This is a genomic window from Lentzea sp. CC55 (assembly GCF_021056325.1).
Lineage (GTDB): Bacteria > Actinomycetota > Actinomycetes > Mycobacteriales > Pseudonocardiaceae > Lentzea > Lentzea jiangxiensis.
Genome location: NZ_JAJCXE010000008.1, coordinates 176,740 through 191,827 on the forward strand (window position 1 = coordinate 176,740; position 15,088 = coordinate 191,827).

General features: G+C 69.9%; 14 protein-coding genes and 1 pseudogene. 6 read left to right on the forward strand and 9 right to left on the reverse strand.

Going from position 1 to position 15,088, the window contains the following annotated elements:
- The first annotated feature begins 2 nt into the window (after window positions 1–2).
- Window positions 3–530: a DUF4865 family protein gene (locus tag L6E10_RS05880; protein WP_236217534.1), complete on the forward strand. Its 528-nt coding sequence runs from the start codon at window positions 3–5 to the stop codon at window positions 528–530.
- Here the strand turns inward: L6E10_RS05880 and L6E10_RS05885 are convergent.
- Window positions 517–2,538, reverse strand: a complete 2,022-nt coding sequence (locus L6E10_RS05885; RefSeq protein WP_308102669.1) for an intein-containing Rv2578c family radical SAM protein — start codon at window positions 2,536–2,538, stop codon at window positions 517–519. The two genes, L6E10_RS05880 and L6E10_RS05885, sit on opposite strands and share 14 nt — an antisense overlap.
- Here L6E10_RS05885 and pnuC point away from each other — a divergent pair, their 5' ends adjacent.
- Genes pnuC through L6E10_RS05900 form a run of 3 tightly spaced genes read left to right on the forward strand, consistent with a single transcriptional unit; the run spans window position 2,539 to window position 5,532 of the window.
- Window positions 2,539–3,111, forward strand: a complete 573-nt coding sequence (gene pnuC, locus L6E10_RS05890; RefSeq protein WP_236217539.1) for a nicotinamide riboside transporter PnuC — start codon at window positions 2,539–2,541, stop codon at window positions 3,109–3,111. It begins immediately after the preceding gene.
- A complete protein-coding gene (locus L6E10_RS05895) occupies window positions 3,108–4,169 on the forward strand; it encodes an AAA family ATPase (protein ID WP_236217541.1) in 1,062 nt (353 codons plus the stop codon). Before pnuC ends, L6E10_RS05895 begins: the two co-directional genes overlap by 4 nt.
- Window positions 4,138–5,532: a YibE/F family protein gene (locus L6E10_RS05900; RefSeq protein WP_236217544.1), complete on the forward strand. Its 1,395-nt coding sequence runs from the start codon at window positions 4,138–4,140 to the stop codon at window positions 5,530–5,532. The genes L6E10_RS05895 and L6E10_RS05900 overlap by 32 nt, the downstream gene beginning before the upstream one ends.
- Here L6E10_RS05900 and L6E10_RS05905 read toward each other — a convergent pair.
- Window positions 5,459–5,812: a DUF1304 domain-containing protein gene (locus L6E10_RS05905; RefSeq protein WP_090101434.1), complete on the reverse strand. Its 354-nt coding sequence runs from the start codon at window positions 5,810–5,812 to the stop codon at window positions 5,459–5,461. The genes L6E10_RS05900 and L6E10_RS05905 overlap by 74 nt on opposite strands.
- A 46-nt stretch (window positions 5,813–5,858) precedes the next feature.
- Here L6E10_RS05905 and L6E10_RS05910 point away from each other — a divergent pair, with 46 nt between their 5' ends.
- Window positions 5,859–6,695, forward strand: coding sequence for a spermidine synthase (locus L6E10_RS05910; RefSeq protein ID WP_236217546.1), 837 nt, complete (start codon window positions 5,859–5,861; stop codon window positions 6,693–6,695).
- A 51-nt stretch (window positions 6,696–6,746) separates the two neighbouring features.
- On the opposite strand, the gene L6E10_RS05915 is transcribed toward L6E10_RS05910, so the two are convergent.
- From L6E10_RS05915 to L6E10_RS05925, 3 genes and pseudogenes are all read right to left on the reverse strand, one after another.
- Window positions 6,747–7,373: a hypothetical protein gene (locus tag L6E10_RS05915; RefSeq protein WP_236217548.1), complete on the reverse strand. Its 627-nt coding sequence runs from the start codon at window positions 7,371–7,373 to the stop codon at window positions 6,747–6,749.
- A gap of 92 nt (window positions 7,374–7,465) precedes the next feature.
- Window positions 7,466–8,713 (reverse strand): annotated as a pseudogene (hisS, locus tag L6E10_RS05920) (histidine--tRNA ligase); the annotation flags it as partial.
- Between the two features lie 5 nt (window positions 8,714–8,718).
- A complete protein-coding gene (locus L6E10_RS05925; RefSeq protein WP_236217551.1) occupies window positions 8,719–9,414 on the reverse strand; it encodes an MBL fold metallo-hydrolase in 696 nt (231 codons plus the stop codon).
- A gap of 114 nt (window positions 9,415–9,528) precedes the next feature.
- On the opposite strand from L6E10_RS05925, the gene L6E10_RS05930 reads away from it, so the two are divergent.
- On the forward strand, window positions 9,529–10,386 hold the full coding sequence (locus tag L6E10_RS05930) for a peptidylprolyl isomerase (protein ID WP_236217553.1): 858 nt from the start codon (window positions 9,529–9,531) through the stop codon (window positions 10,384–10,386).
- Between the two features lie 55 nt (window positions 10,387–10,441).
- On the opposite strand, the gene L6E10_RS05935 is transcribed toward L6E10_RS05930, so the two are convergent.
- From L6E10_RS05935 to L6E10_RS05950, 4 genes are all read right to left on the reverse strand, one after another.
- Window positions 10,442–11,353, reverse strand: coding sequence for a hypothetical protein (locus L6E10_RS05935; RefSeq protein WP_236217555.1), 912 nt, complete (start codon window positions 11,351–11,353; stop codon window positions 10,442–10,444).
- Between the two features lie 77 nt (window positions 11,354–11,430).
- Window positions 11,431–13,716, reverse strand: a complete 2,286-nt coding sequence (locus L6E10_RS05940; RefSeq protein WP_240010107.1) for a bifunctional (p)ppGpp synthetase/guanosine-3',5'-bis(diphosphate) 3'-pyrophosphohydrolase — start codon at window positions 13,714–13,716, stop codon at window positions 11,431–11,433.
- A 122-nt stretch (window positions 13,717–13,838) separates the two neighbouring features.
- On the reverse strand, window positions 13,839–13,937 hold the full coding sequence (locus L6E10_RS40695) for a DUF397 domain-containing protein (RefSeq protein ID WP_308102671.1): 99 nt from the start codon (window positions 13,935–13,937) through the stop codon (window positions 13,839–13,841).
- A 31-nt stretch (window positions 13,938–13,968) separates the two neighbouring features.
- Entirely contained in the window at window positions 13,969–14,841 is an 873-nt protein-coding gene (locus L6E10_RS05950) for a helix-turn-helix transcriptional regulator (RefSeq protein WP_236217562.1), read from the reverse strand.
- Between the last annotated feature and the right edge of the window lie 247 nt (window positions 14,842–15,088).

A 15,088-nucleotide genomic window follows, 5' to 3' on the forward strand; every position in this document is an offset into this window, starting at 1 on the left:
GCATGATCGCAATGCAGTACGAGATCCGGTTGCCGTCGAACTACGACATGGACGTCGTCCGGGAACGCGTCCGCACCCGCGGTCACGCGCTCGACCGGTTCGAAGGCCTGGGGTTCAAGGCTTACCTGGTCCGCGACACGACGTACGCGCCGTTCTACGTCTGGAACACCTCGGCGGGGATGGCGAACTTCCTCTACCGCGGAGGTGGTTTCCAGGCGATCCTCGCGGACTTCGGCCGGCCGGAGGTGCGGCACTGGCCGGGGGTGGCGTTCCTGCGGGGTGGCGCGGCCACGGCGAGGTACGCGACGCGGAAGATCACGAGGCTCGCACCGGAGGCGAACCCGATCGACGTGGTGGCGGGGATCGAGCTCCGCGAGTCGCCCGGCCTGCACTCGGCGGCCGTGGGCGTCGACCCGCGCACGTGGGAGGTCGTGCGCTTCGAACTGTGGGAGGAACACCCCGGGGAAGAGGGTGTCTTCGAGGTCCTCCACCTGAGCGAGCCGGAGCTCGCCGACATCACAGCAGGCTGAGCTGCTCCTGGTCCACGCGCGGCGCCGGAACGCCCACGGGCAGGCTGCCGTCGGGCCACACGCCCTCGTCGTCACCGGGAACCCCGGTGACGGCGTCGGCGGACCGTCCGCGCGGCGCCAGGTCGTGCTTCTGGAGCAACGGGGCCACCCGCGCCGCGAGGCGGTCGCGGTAGCGCCTGTCCACATAGGACCGGACGCCGTACAGGTACCGGTAGGTCTCCACGAGGTCCGGGTGCTCGCGCCGCAGCCACGCGGCGAACCACTCCTTCGCGCCGGGACGCAGGTGCAGCGGCAGCACCGTCACGCCCGTCGCACCGGCGGCCGCGATCTGCTCCAGCAGGAAGTCCAGCTGCTCCACGGAATCCGTCAGCTCGGGCAGCACCGGTGCCACGAAGACACCGCACGGCAGGCCCGCGTCGCGCACCTTCCGCACCAGCTCCAGCCGCGCGGCCGGCGTGGGTGTGCCGGGCTCCAGCGACTTGTGCAGGTCCCTGTCCATCAGCGCGAGCGACACCGCGATCCCGACCGGCACGACCTCGGCCGCGGCGGACAGCAGCGGCAGGTCCCGTGCCAGCAGCGTGCCCTTCGTGAGGATCGAGAAGGGCGTGCGGGAGGCGGTCAACGCCTCGATGATCCCTGGCATCAAGGCGTACCGCCCCTCCGCCCGCTGGTACGGATCGGTGTTGGTGCCGAGCGCGACGTGCTCCTGCTTCCACTTCGGCGACCGCAGCTGGCGCGACAGCACCTCGCCCGCGTTGACCTTGACGATCAGCTGGTTGTCGAAGTCCTCGCCGGTGCCGAGGTCGAGGTAGGAGTGCGTCTTGCGGGCGAAGCAGTTGTGCGACACGACGCCGTTCGCGATGAAGTCCGCCGTGCCGGTCGAGATGTCGTAGAGGGTCATCTTCCCCAGCGGTTCCACGGACACGACGCCGAGCGGCTGCTGCGACTTGATCGCCACGCCGTCGATGTCGCGCTTGCGGGTGATCGCCGGGTCGACGGTGTGGAAGAAGCGCAGGTTCTCCCTCAGCCCGCCACGCAGCCGCACGACCCGCACGCCACGACGGCGGCGCAGCTCCTCGATCGCGAAGTCGAAGTCGAAGTGCTTGAGAGCCAGGCAGATCGCTTCCAGAACGGTGGCGTTGCGCGTGGACAGCCGCAGGATGCTGCGCGAGCAGGTCCCGAGGTAGTCGAACGCGCCGGCCAGGAATCCCTTGAGCCAGTCGGGGTTCGGGGCTATCTGCCAGTGCGCTAGCTCGCGCACCTGGTGCAGAAATCCCCTCCCTTCCCGCACGCCGAAGTAGTCGAGGTACTCCTGCGTGCGCTCCATGGCCTCGATGTCGGCCAGGGGGATGTGGAACTCGGTCTCGTCGTCCACCATGCCGCGCAGGTAGCCGCGGCGGTAGTCGTCGGTCACGGTGGGCTGCTCGACGAAAGCCCCCGTGCCCATCAGCTTGTTGCCGGTCGTGAGGTGCGGGCGGCGGCCGGTGCCGGCGGTGTCGCCCGTGACGTGCTTCCAGCCGCGGTCGGTGAGGAAGCGGTGGTCACCGGACGCGACGACGGTCGTGCCGTCCTCCAGCGTCAGCCGGTACGCCTGCTTGCGCGTCTCCCAGTGCGCGAGAACGGTCGTGAGCTTGTAGCGCCGGTAGTTGCCGACGAGTTCGGTGCCGTAGATCTCATCGCCCTCCCTCAGCTCGGACAACGGTTTCGTGCGACCGTTGCCCATGAGGACCGGTGTGTCGCCCGCCAGGCAGTACGTGCAGGCGTGCGAGCAGCCGCGGTACGGGTTGACCGTCCACGAGAAGGGCAGCGACGACCCCGGTACCCCGTTGAGCACGGATTTGGCGCGGACCTCGTGGAACACCACGTCCGCGAACTCAGGAGTTCGTACGCTGCGCACCAGTCCCGGTAGCCCCGGTAGTGCCTGCTGCGGCTCTGCCTCGAGTTTCTGTCCGTCCCATCGCACAGCATCGATTCGAACACATGTTCGAACAGCGGTCAAGGAGTGCACGTGTCACCCGTTGAGGTAGCAGGCTTTGTCACCGGCGCGCTGTGCGTATGGCTCGTCGCCCGGCAAAACCCCTGGAACTGGCCCATCGGCATTGCCAACAACGTCGCGTTCCTCGTGCTGTTCTGGGGCAGCGGTCTGTACGCCGACTCGGGCCTGCAGATCGTCTACATGGCACTCGCGGTCTACGGCTGGTGGGCGTGGGTGCGCGGCGGCGAGCAGCACTCGACGCTGCACGTCAGCCGCACCACGACGCCCCAGTGGCTCTGGCTCGCGGTCGCCGGCGTCCTCGGAACCGGTCTGCTGCACTGGGTTCTCGTCACGTTCACCGAGTCCACGGTGCCGTTCTGGGACGCGATCACGACCGTGCTGTCACTGCTCGCGACCTGGGGGCAGGCGCGCAAGAAGGTCGAGTGCTGGTGGCTGTGGATCGCCGCGGACGTGATTTACGTGCCGCTCTACGCGTACAAGGAACTGTATTTGACAGCGGTGTTGTACGTGGGGTTCATGGTGCTGTGCGTGCTCGGGTTGCGCAATTGGACAAAGGACCTCAAGAGCAATGAGGTGCCGGCGTGAAGGAATTCGACCACGCGCTGGTGCTCGGAAAGTTCTACCCACCGCACAACGGGCACCATCACCTCATCGAGACGGCGGCTTCCCGGAGCCGTCGGACGACCGTGACGGTGCTGGCGGCGACGTCCGAGAAGATTCCACTCGACCACCGCGTGCGCTGGCTCGCCGAGACGCACGCGGCGACTCCGGGCGTGCGGATCGTCGGCGACCTCGACGACCACCCGGTGGACTACGACTCCGACGAGATCTGGGAGCTGCACGTCGCCTTGACGCGCGCGGTGCTGGCCAGGCGCGCGATCGCGGACGGCGACCCGTCCGCCGCGCCGGTCGACGTCGTGTTCTCCAGCGAGAAGTACGGCGACGAACTGGCGCGGCGGCTCGGCGCGCAGCACGTGCTCGTCGACCTCGACCGCCTCACGCACCCCGTGTCCGGCACGGCGGTGCGCGCCGACCCGGTCGCGAACTGGCACCACCTCGCCCCCGCCACCCGGCGCGGGCTCGGCTGGAAGGTCGTGGTCCTCGGTGCGGAGAGCACCGGCACGACGACCCTGTCGAAGCAGCTCGCCCGGCACTTCGGGGCTCCGTGGATCGCCGAGTACGGCCGCGAGCACACCGAGCACAAGCTGGCCGCCGCGCGGGCGTTCGACCCGGCGGCCACCCCGGACGGTCTGGTGTGGACGCTCGGTGACTTCGAGGACGTTGCGCGCGAACAGGAACGCCGCATCCGCGCCGAGACCGCGCCGCTCGTCGTCGCGGACAACGACGCGTTCGCCGCGACGGTGTGGGGCGAGCGCTACCTCGGGTTCCGGCCGGAGATCCCCACCGGCACCGAACCGGACCTCTACCTGCTGACCGACCACGTCGGCGTTCCGTTCGAACAGGACGGCTGGCGTGACGGCGAACACCTGCGGGAGTGGATGACCGGCCTGTTCGAACAGGAGCTGGCGCGGCGCGGCGTGCCGTGGCTCAAGCTCACCGAAGACCGGCTGGCGGCGGCCATCACTGCGGTCGAACACCTCATGGGGCAGGATGTCACGCGTGGGTCACGGTCACGGGCATAGCCACGCGCTGAGCGCGGAACCGGCGTCGCAGCGGGTGCGCACGTTGCTGATGTGGCTGCTGGTGCCGCTGGCACTGGCCACGGTCATCGGCGCGGCGCTGCTCTACCCGTTCGGGCACGAGCAGAAGACCGGTGCGCAGGTCGGGCTGCACCAGACGCCGGTCGCGGCCGTCGTCACGGGCCTCGCCGAGAACTGCGGCGAGAAGTGCGTCGCCATCACCGTGCGGATGACCGACGGCGCCGCGAACGGGCAGAGCATCACGATCCCGAGCGTGAACGGCCCCGGCGCGCCGAGCTTCCGGATCGGCGACGAGGTGGTGCTGTCCTATGCGGGCAGTCAGCCGCAGGCCGCCGAGTCGTACCAGATCGTCGACTTCCAGCGCGGCTGGTCGCTCTGGGTGCTGGCGCTGCTGTTCGCCGCGGCCGTGCTGCTGCTCGGGAGGTGGCAGGGCCTCGCGGCGCTGGGCGCGTTGCTGCTCAGCTTCGTGGTGCTCGTGCTGTTCATCATGCCGTCGATCCTCGCGGGCGAGAACCCGTTGATGGTGGCGGTGGTCGGCGCCGGGCTGATCATGTTCATGGTGCTGTACCTGACGCACGGGATCTCCGCGCGCACGTCCACCGCCGTGCTCGGAACGCTGGTCAGCCTCGCGCTGATCGGCGTGCTGGGCGCGCTGTTCTCGGCCGCCGCGAAGCTGACCGGTCTCGACGAGGACACCACGAACCTCGTCACGATCCTCGGCACCGGCATCGACACCCGCGGCCTGCTGCTCGCCGGAACGCTGATCGGCGCGCTGGGAGTGCTCGACGACGTGACGGTCACGCAGACCAGTGCCGTCTGGGAGCTGCGGCGCGCCAACGACAAGCTGACGTGGCGCGAGCTCTTCGCGGCGGGCTCGCGGATCGGGCGCGACCACATGTCGTCCGTCGTGAACACGCTCGTGATGGCCTACGCGGGTGCCGCGCTGCCGTTGCTGCTCGCGATCTCGCTGGCCGGGCGGTCGATGGGCGAGATCCTGACCGCGCAGCAGATCGCGCAGGAGATCGTCCGCACGCTCGTGGGCAGCATCGGCCTCGTGGCGGCGATCCCGGTGACGACGGCGCTGGCGGCCCTCGTCGCCGTGCGCCAGGAGGTCGCCCCGGCGCCCGAACCGGAACCGGAGCCGGAGCCGGAGCCGGAGAAGCCCACGGTCAAGGCCAGGAAGCCTGCCCCGCAGCCCGCGAAGCCACGGCCGGACCGCATCGAGGGCGACCTCTTCGGCTACGACGCCGACAAGGGGCCGTGGGAGCGCCCTAGCGCGCCAAGAGCACGAAGAGCAGCGCCAGCACGCCCGGCACCACCTGCACGAAGAAGATCTTCCGACTAGCGGTGAACGTGCCGTAGACGCCGGCGACGATCACGAAAACCGTGAAGAGCACCGACGCGCCGAAGTCCTGCCGGACGAGCGCGTAGATGAGGCCGGCGGCGAGGAAGCCGTTGTAGAGGCCCTGGTTCGCCGCGAGGGCCTTCGACTCCTGGGCGAACTCCGGCGTCAGGCCGAACGCCTTGCGCCCGCGCGGCGTCGTCCAGAGGAACATCTCCAGCACCACGATGTAGATGTGGATCAACGCCACGAGAGCGAGCAAAACGCCTGCGATGACCTGCACTTGGGTTCCTCCTCAGAGCTGACACACGCGATGGGACAATAGAGCAGTGGGAAGACAGCGGCCCGGCACAGAGGCGATCACCGAGTCGATCGACTCCGGCGTCGCCGAACTGGTCCCCGACCTAGGTGGACGCAACTCGTGGACGTTGCGGGTCAACGGAACGCCACAGTCGCATGTGGACCTCGACGACCCGACGTACCTGGAGTTCGAGTACGTCCGCCGGCTGGGTCACCTCGTCGACCTCACCGCACCCTCCCGCGTGCTCCACCTCGGTGGTGGCGCTCTCACGCTAGCGCGCTACGTGGCCGATCTACTGCCTCGTGCGTCTCAGCAGGTGGCCGAGATCGACGCCGGTCTCATCGCGTTCATCCGCCGCGAGCTCCCGCCACCGCCGCGGGTGAGGATCACGACGGGCGACGCCCGCGCGGTGCTGGTCAAGGCCCGCCCCGGCTCGTTCGACCTGATCGTCACCGACTGCTTCGCGGGCGCCCGCACCCCCGCGCACCTGACGTCGGTGGAGTTCGTGCGCCAGGCCTCCGACGCCTTGGCCCCGGACGGCATCTACGCCGCGAACATCGGCGACGGCAACGGCCTGCAGTTCGCACGGGCCCAATGCGCGACCGTGCGCGCGGTCTTCGAACATGTCTGCGTGCTCGCCGAGCCCGGCGTCTTCCGCGGCCGCCGCTTCGGCAACTTCGTGATCATGGCCTCGCACACCGGCCTGCCGATGCAGCAACTGACCCGCGCGACGGCGGGCGACCCGTTCCCGGGCAGGGTGGAGCACGGGACGGGACTGACGAAGTTCATCGGGGGCGCGCCGGTCACCACGGACGCGACGGCGACCCTCTCCCCCGCCCCGCCCTCGGGCCTCTGGGGCACCTAGACGGCGAAACGCCCGCCGCGACCTGCGCGACGGGCGTTCCCGAGGACGACCTCAGTCCAGCGAGGTGACGAACTTCGACACCGCGTCCGGGTGCAGCTTCTGCGCCATCCGCCCGGCGGGAGCCAGCGACCCCAGCCGGTACAGCGGCCGCTCGGCAGCGGAGAGCCCCCGAGCCTCCGCCCGCAGCTGGGCCACGAGCAGCTCCGAGAACACCAGCCCGGGAGTGTCGCCCCGCGCCGCCACGGCGTCGGCCAGCCGGCGCAACTGGTACACGCCGAGCTCGCGCCCACCCGTTCCCGCGTACATCGACAGGGCGACGTTGATCGCCTTCTTGCCGCCGCGCACGAACAGCCCGACGGTCCGCGCGCCGCGCAGGTCGGTCACCAGGAGGTCGAGACCGTCGGCCGTGGCCAGGTCGACCTGCCGGGTGCCGAACGCCCGCACGTAGACGGTCGTGCCCTGCAACCACACCGTGCGGCGGGCCTCGGACAGCGCCAGCAGGACCACGGGCACCGACACGACCAGCGCGGCGATCACGCCCGGCAGGCGGCCACCGATCAGGCCTACGACGGCGCCGAAGGCGAGGGCGACCATGATGCCGCCGATCGCCACCATGCGCGCACGCTTGCGGACCGTCGTCTTGTCGAGCAGGTCGAGAACGAGCTTGTCGTCGCTCACGGGTTCGCCCGCACCGCCTCGGCCACGTCGGCACCCGCGTCGGACGCCAGCCCTTCCGCCCCGCCCGGCACGGCGGCGACGAGGGCCGAGGCCCGCAGGCCGTCGCGCACCGCGGAGACCACGTCCGCCAGCGGCACGGAGATCTGGTCACCGGTCGCCAGGGTCTTCAGGCCGACCACGCCGGCCTCCAGGTCGCGCTCGCCGAGCACGAGCGCGAGCTTCGCGCCCGACTTGTCCGCCGCCTTGAAGCCCGCCTTCATCGACCGGCCGCCGTAGACGAGGTCCGTGCGGATCCCCGCCGCGCGCAACGAGCCGGCCACCGCGACCAGGCGGGCACGGGCGGCCTCGCCGAGCGGCACGCCGATCACGTCCACGCGGGAGAACTCCGGCAGCACGCCCTCGGCCTGCGCGGCCAGCAGCGCGCGGTCGACGCCGAGGCCGAAGCCGACGCCGGACAGCGACTGGCCGCCGAGCTGCTCCATCAGGCCGTCGTAGCGCCCGCCGCCGCCGATGCCCGACTGGGCGCCGAGGCCGTCGTGGACGAACTCGAACGTCGTCTTCGTGTAGTAGTCGAGGCCGCGGACCATGCGCGGGTTCTCGACGAACTTCACGCCCAGCTCGGTCAAGTAGCCCTTGACGAGCTCGTAGTGCTCGCGGCACGCGTCGCACAGGTTGTCGACCATCAGCGGCGCCTCGGCGACCATCTCGCGCACCTCGGGGCGCTTGTCGTCGAGCACGCGCAACGGGTTCAGCTCCGCGCGCTGCCGGGTCGCGTCGTCGAGCGGCAGCTCCGCGAGGAACGCCTGCAGCTTCTCGCGGTACGCCGGACGGCAGTTCGCGTCGCCCAGCGACGTGAGCTCCAGCCGGTAGCCGGTGAGCCCCAGGGCGCGGAAGCCCGCGTCGCCGACGGCGATGACCTCGGCGTCGAGGGCCGGGTCGTCGACGCCGATCGCCTCGATGCCGACCTGGTGGAACTGCCGGTACCGGCCGGCCTGCGGAGCCTCGGCGCGGAAGAACTGGCCCGCGTAGTAGAGCTTCGCCGGCAGCGAGCCGCGGTCGAGGCTGTGCTCGATGACGGCCCGCATCACGCCCGCGGTGCCCTCGGGGCGCAGGGTGATGGAGCGCTCACCGCGGTCGAGGAAGGTGTACATCTCCTTCGTCACGACGTCGGTGGACTCGCCGACACCGCGCGAGAACAGCGCTGTGTCCTCGAAGACCGGCAGCTCGACGTAGCCGTAGCCCGCGAGCTCGGCGGCGCGGGTCAGCGTCGACCGGACGTGCAGGAAGGCAGCGGACGTCGGCGGGATGTAGTCGGGAACGCCTTTGGGTGCGGAAAACACGTGTCTCAAAGTCCTCGGTGCGGGGCGGCCGGAGCGTCCTGCAGTTGCAGCAGGTATGGGTTCGTCACGCGCTCACGGCCTATGGTCGTCGTCGGGCCGTGGCCGGGCAGCACCACAGTGTCGTCGGGCAAGGTCATGACCTTGTTCTGCAGAGACGACAGCATCGCGGCGTGGTCGCCACCCGGCAGGTCGGTGCGTCCGATCGAACCGGCGAAGAGCGTGTCACCCGAGATCACCAGGCGACCGCCTTCCTGCGCGCCGGAGCGGAACATCACCGACCCGCCGGTATGGCCCGGCGTGTGGTCGACGGTGATGCGCAGCCCGGCGAGGTCGAGGTCGGCGCCGTCGTCGAGCGTGCGGACCTCGGACGGCTCCCGCATCTCGAGGTTGCCCCCGAAGAACGCGGCGGACTCGCGGCTGATGCCCTTCAGCGGGTCGGCGAGCATCTCGACGTCGTCCGGGTGGATGTACGCGGGGATGTCGTTGCCGTCGCAGACGGGTGCGACGGAGAAGGCGTGGTCGAAGTGCCCGTGTGTGAGCAGCACGGCCACCGGCGCGAGGCGGTGCTTGCGCAAGGCCTGCTCGATCGGCTCGACCGCGTCCTGACCGGGGTCGACGATCACGCAGGGCTCGCCCTCACCGGCCGCCAGGACGAAGCAGTTCGCCTGGAGCGCCCCGGTGGGGAACCCGATCACGAGCACGAAAATGACCTCCCTGTTCAACCACAGCCTAGCCACCACACAAAGCTCATATGCCCAGGCCCTAGACTGCCGAGCCGACCGCCCTATTCGCATGAGTCCCTGGGGAGGGAGCACGTGCCCACCAACGAGCAGCGACGCGCGGCAGCCAAGCGCAAGCTTGAGCGTCAGATGGTCTACCGCCAGGAGCGGGCCAAGAAGCGTCGCATCATCGCCGTCGTGTCGACGGTCGTCGTTGTTGCGCTCGTTGGAGGTGGCGTGTGGTTCCTCGCGACCAACGACGTCTTCGGCAACGGTGACGCCTCCGCGTCGGAGACTCCGACCCAGGAGTCGGTGGACAAGGCGGAGAACATCCCCACCGCGCTGCACCAGGTCGCCAAGCGCCCCACGCCGCTGCCCGAGAAGGTGAGCTGCGAGTACACGAAGGGCCAGGAGCCGGCGGCCAAGGAGAACACGCCGCCCGCGAACGGCGAGCAGCCCGCCACCGGCACGGTCGGCGTCACGCTCGGCACCTCGATCGGCGACCTGAAGCTCACGCTGGACCGCTCGCTCGCGCCGTGCACCGTGAACAACTTCGTCGAGCTGGCGAAGCAGAAGTACTTCGACAACACGACGTGCCACCGCCTCACGGTGACCGGCATCCAGGTCCTGCAGTGCGGCGACCCCGGCGGCAACGGCATGGGCGGCCCCGGCTACTCGTTCAAGGACGAGACCTACCCCGAGCTCACCTACGGCCGCGGCGTGCTCGCCATGGCCAACTCGGGCCCGAACACCAACGGTTCGCAGTTCTTCATCGTCTACGGCGACGCGGCCAGCCTGAAGCCGGACTACACGGTCTTCGGCACGGTCGACGAGGAGTCGCTGAAGAAGGTCGACGAGGTCGCGAAGACCGGCACGATCTCGCAGCAGCCGGGTCAGGGCGACGGCAAGCCGAAGACCCCGGTCGACATCAAGTCGGCTCTGGTCGCGAACTAGTTCTTCACAGTGAAGGGCCCCCGGGAGCGGTTCCCGGGGGCCCTTTCGCTTCTCCCTACCCGACCAGGCGGCGGCGCCAGTCGAGCGGCGTCACGGTGATGGCCCGGCCGGGGTCGCGGTTCCACTCGACCGCGAGCCCCGCCGCCCGGAGCGCGGCCACGACCTCGAGCCCCACGGCCGTGGTCGTCGCGGCCGAGTCGTCGAAGCCGCCGTAGTGCAGCGTCAGCCCGCGCCCGGCCACGGCCGCCTGCGTGCTCTGGCCGTGGAAGTACACGAACCCGCGCGCACCGGGCCCTGCCTCGTCACCGATCTCCGCCTGGCCGCACGTGCGGCAGCAGGTGAAGTTCTCGCGGGCGGTGATCCCGGCGGCGTCCAGCGCCTCGAACGCGCGCGCGAGCCGCTCCGGGTCGGTCTCCCCCCGCCACGACGCCTGCTCCGCCACCCGCTCGAGCCACAGCCGGTCGGCCAGCTCCCGCGCCTGGTGGCGCGACACCGGCCGCCGGTCCCCGGTCGCCAGGTACTCCTCGGCGACCTCCGCCAGGCCGGCGCGGGTCGCGTAGCCGGCGGCCAGGACCCCGCGCACGTGGTCCTCCAGCGCCTCGCGCTCGTGGTCGCCGAGGTCGAGCGGCGGCACCACCCGCGCGGGACCGGCGTCGAGCGGCGACCAGGTCAGCCTGCCGTCCCAGCCGGGCTCCTGCCGTGCCCAGCCGATGAGCACCGAGGCCACCGCGTCCGGCCCGTCGGCGGTCGCCTCGAAGTACCCGCGGCCGTCGCGGTGCTCCACCGCCCAGTCGCCGCCGGTCTCGTGCCAGACCTGCGCGAAGACGTCGGGCAGGTCCGGCACGCGCTGCAGGACCAGGAAGTGGTCGCCCTCCCCGCCGATGCGCCGGACCAGCCCGGCGAGCTCCTCGGCGGACACGCGGACGTGCCGCTCCGAGTTTTCCGTCCTGACCGTGATGTCGAGCATCCGCAAACCCTGGCACACGACACAGGAGCCTCCTGCCGGAATCCGGCAGGAGGCTCCTGTGCCTTCCCCGTGAAGCTCTACGACGCCGACGTCACGCGGTACACGTCGTACACGCCCTCAACGCTCCGCACGGCCTTCAGGACGTGCCCGAGGTGTTTCGGGTCGCCCATCTCGAACGAGAACCGGCTGACGGCCACCCTGTCGCGCGACGTCGTCACCGACGCCGACAGGATGTTCACGCGCTCGTCGGCCAGCACCTTCGTGACGTCCGAGAGCAGCCGGTGCCGGTCGAGCGCCTCCACCTGGATGGCGACCAGGAAGACGCTGGACGCCGACGGCGCCCATTCGACGTCGAGCAGGCGTTCCGGCGACTTCAGCAGCTCGTCCGCGTTCGTGCAGTCGGTGCGGTGCACGGACACGCCGCCGCCGCGCGTCACGAAGCCGAGGATGTCGTCGCCCGGCACCGGGGTGCAGCAGCGGGCGAGCTTCACCCACACGTCCCCCGCGTCCTTGACGATCACGCCCGCGTCGCCGGTGGGGCGGCGCCGGGTGACCGTGGACGGGGTGGCGCGATCGGCCAGTTCCTCCTCGGCGTGGTCGACACCGCCGAGCTGCGCGACGAGCCGTTGCACGACGTGGCGGGCCGAGGTGTGCCCCTCGCCGACCGCCGCGTACAGCGCGCTCATGTCCGGGTAGTGCAGTTCCTTCGCGAGGGCCTGCATCGAGTCGACCGAGACCAGGCGCTGGATCGGGAGCCCGACGCGCCGGACCTCCTTGGTGATCGCGTCCTTGCCCTGCTCGATCGCCTCTTCCTTGCGCTCCTTGGCGAACCACTGCTTGATCTTCGCCTTGGCGCGCGGGGACGCGACGAAGCTCAGCCAGTCGCGGGACGGGCCCGCGCCCTCCGCCTTGGAGGTGAAGATCTCGACGACCTCGCCGTTCTCGAGCTTGCGCTCCAGGGCGACGAGACGCCCGTTGACGCGGGCGCCGATGCAGCGGTGACCGACCTCGGTGTGCACGGCGTAGGCGAAGTCGACCGGCGTGGAGCCCGTCGGCAGCGTCTCGACGTCACCCTTGGGGGTGAACACGAAGATCTCGCGCGCGGCGAGGTCCCAGCGCAGCCCCTCGAGGAACTCGCCGGGGTCCGCGGCTTCCCGCTGCCAGTCGAGGAGCTGGCGCATCCACGCCATCTCGTCGATCTCGACGGACTTGCCGTTGTGCGTGCCCTTGGTCTCCTTGTAGCGCCAGTGCGCCGCGATGCCGTACTCGGCCCGCTGGTGCATCTCGTGGGTGCGGATCTGCACCTCGAGAGGCTTGCCGTCGGGACCGATGACGGTCGTGTGCAGCGACTGGTACACGCCGAACCGCGGCTGCGCGATGTAGTCCTTGAACCGGCCCGGCATCGGCTGCCAGGCGGCGTGCACGACGCCCATCGCGGCGTAGCAGTCGCGCACCTCGTCCACGAGGATCCGGACGCCCACGAGGTCGTGGATGTCGTCGAACTCCCGTCCGCGGACGATCATCTTCTGGTTGATCGAGTAGTAGTGCTTCGGCCGGCCCTCGACCTTCGCCACGATCCGCGCGCTCTCGAGCTGGCCGTTCAGCTCGTCGACGACCGAACGCAGGTACGTGTCGCGACTCGGCGCGCGCTTCGCGACCAGGCGGACGATCTCGTCGTACTTCTTGGGCTGCAGGATCGCGAACGCGAGGTCCTCCAGCTCCCACTTGACCGTCGCCATCCCCAGCCTGTGGGCGAGCGGTGCGAGCACTTCGAGCGTTTCGCGGGCCTTGCGGGCCTGCTTCTCCGGCGGCAGGAACCGCATGGTGCGCATGTTGTGCAGCCGGTCGGCCAGCTTGATGACGAGGACGCGCGGGTCCTTCGCCATCGCGATGACCATCTTGCGGATGGTCTCGGCCTCGGCCGCCGCCCCCAGCTTGACCTTGTCGAGCTTCGTGACGCCGTCGACGAGGCGGGCGACCTCCTCGCCGAAGTCGTCCTTCAGCTGCCCCAGTGAGTAGTCGGTGTCTTCCACGGTGTCGTGCAGCAGCGCGGCCACCAGCGTCGTGGTGTCCATGCCCAGCTCGGCGAGGATCGTCGCCACGGCGAGCGGGTGGGTGATGTACGGGTCGCCGGACTTGCGGCGCTGCGGGCGGTGCTTCTCCTCGGCAACGTCGTACGCGTGCTGCAGAAGCGCCAGATCGGCCTTGGGATGGAGGTCACGGTGCACGGCGGCGAGAGGTTCGAGGACCTGCTTCACCGGGGCCGCACGTTGGGCGGTGATGCGCCGCGCCAGGCGGGCGCGCACACGCCGGGTAGCCGACGGTTGAACAACCGTCGCAGCGGGTTCGGTGTCTTGACTCAACCCCACGCTCCTCGGGTCTCGCGAGTACCGAGGATAACGCGTTAACGCGGACGAGACGTCCGATGGCTCGCTGAGCGGCGCAGCTCACACGGTGAACGCGAGCCGAACTTCCGTTGAGCCGATCAGGCGACGGCCTTCACGAACGCCCTCCAGGCGCGGGCCGAGAACACCAGGACGTCACTCCCGGTCGCCTTCGAGTCACGCACCAAGGCGTCGCGCAAAAGCGACACCTCGACGCACGCGGTATCACCCTCAGGACCGCTGTAGGTGCTCTTGCGCCAGATCCGCCGGTGGCTCATGCGGGTCCCTCCGAAGTCTGCTGATGTAGCTCGTCAGCAAGCTCTTCGATTGTCCCTCATCCAAAGCGCGGGAATCCAACCACTTGAAGAACTCCCGGCTGTCCGCGATGGCGGCGCCGTCATGCGCGAACACCCTCGCCAGGTCGGTCTCGCTGTACGCCAGCGGCACCAGCTTCTCGAAGCTGAGCAACATCCTCGGCGACATCCGGATCGGACCCGGACCAGCGGACATCGGCACGATTCGGACGATGTGCGTGTTGAACAGCATGCGGAGGTACTGCTCCTCCATGATCCGTTCATCGCCGACCTGGAGCTGCAGGGCTAGTTCGTGCACGTAGAAGCGGCACTCCGGAGGGTTCGGTCGCCTCAGGACCGCCTGTCGGTCCATCCGCCACCGAAAGCTCTTCTCCACGTCCATCGGCGTCTTGCGGCCCGTTTCGAGCAGTGCGCGCGCATAGCCGGGGATTTGGACGAGACCCGGCACAGACAGCACGTCGTAAGAGGTGATCTTCTGCGCCTGGGCCTCCGCCATCGCGAGCGTGCGCAGGTTGTCCGGCACGACCAGCACGTACGGGTCGAAGGCGTAGCGGTACCTCTCGCGGAAGGCCTCGAAATGGGCGCTGTCCCGGCCGCACATCATCAGGTACTGCACGAGGTCGATCTCGCTCGCCCGCGCCTTGCCCTTCTCGATGTTCGAGACCTTGCTCGGGTCCCACCCGAGCTGTTCGGCGAAGGCGTGGCCGGTCAGCGACGTGAACTTCTCGCGCAGGCGGCGCAGCTCGTCGCCCAGGTCCCGGCTGTAGGCGGTGGAGGTGATCGCAGTCATTCGTCCGACGGTAGGCATTGGCCCTCCTCCACGAACCAGCTCCTTCGGGTGAAAACGGGTGCTCGAAAGCCCTGGTGGCACGGGCTGAGCCGCGACGTGGTGGGCGGTGTTCGTCCGCGGGCCGCGGTCCGGGTCGAGCCGGGCCGGCGGGACGAAGGTCGGGACTCCCCGGTGGAACTCCACCTCCCCCTCGCTCCGGTGGATCAAGGTGTGGTGGTGGCGGCACAGCAGGGCCGCGTTGTGCACG

Bases quoted from the DNA above. Each gene is read 5' to 3' on its own strand.
- L6E10_RS05935 (WP_236217555.1), bottom strand. From the start codon at position 11,353: ATGCTCGACATCACGGTCAGGACGGAAAACTCGGAGCGGCACGTCCGC.
- L6E10_RS05880 (WP_236217534.1), top strand. From the start codon at position 3: ATGATCGCAATGCAGTACGAGATCCGGTTGCCGTCGAACTACGACATG.
- L6E10_RS05950 (WP_236217562.1), bottom strand. From the start codon at position 14,841: ATGACTGCGATCACCTCCACCGCCTACAGCCGGGACCTGGGCGACGAG.
- L6E10_RS05900 (WP_236217544.1), top strand. From the start codon at position 4,138: ATGTCACGCGTGGGTCACGGTCACGGGCATAGCCACGCGCTGAGCGCG.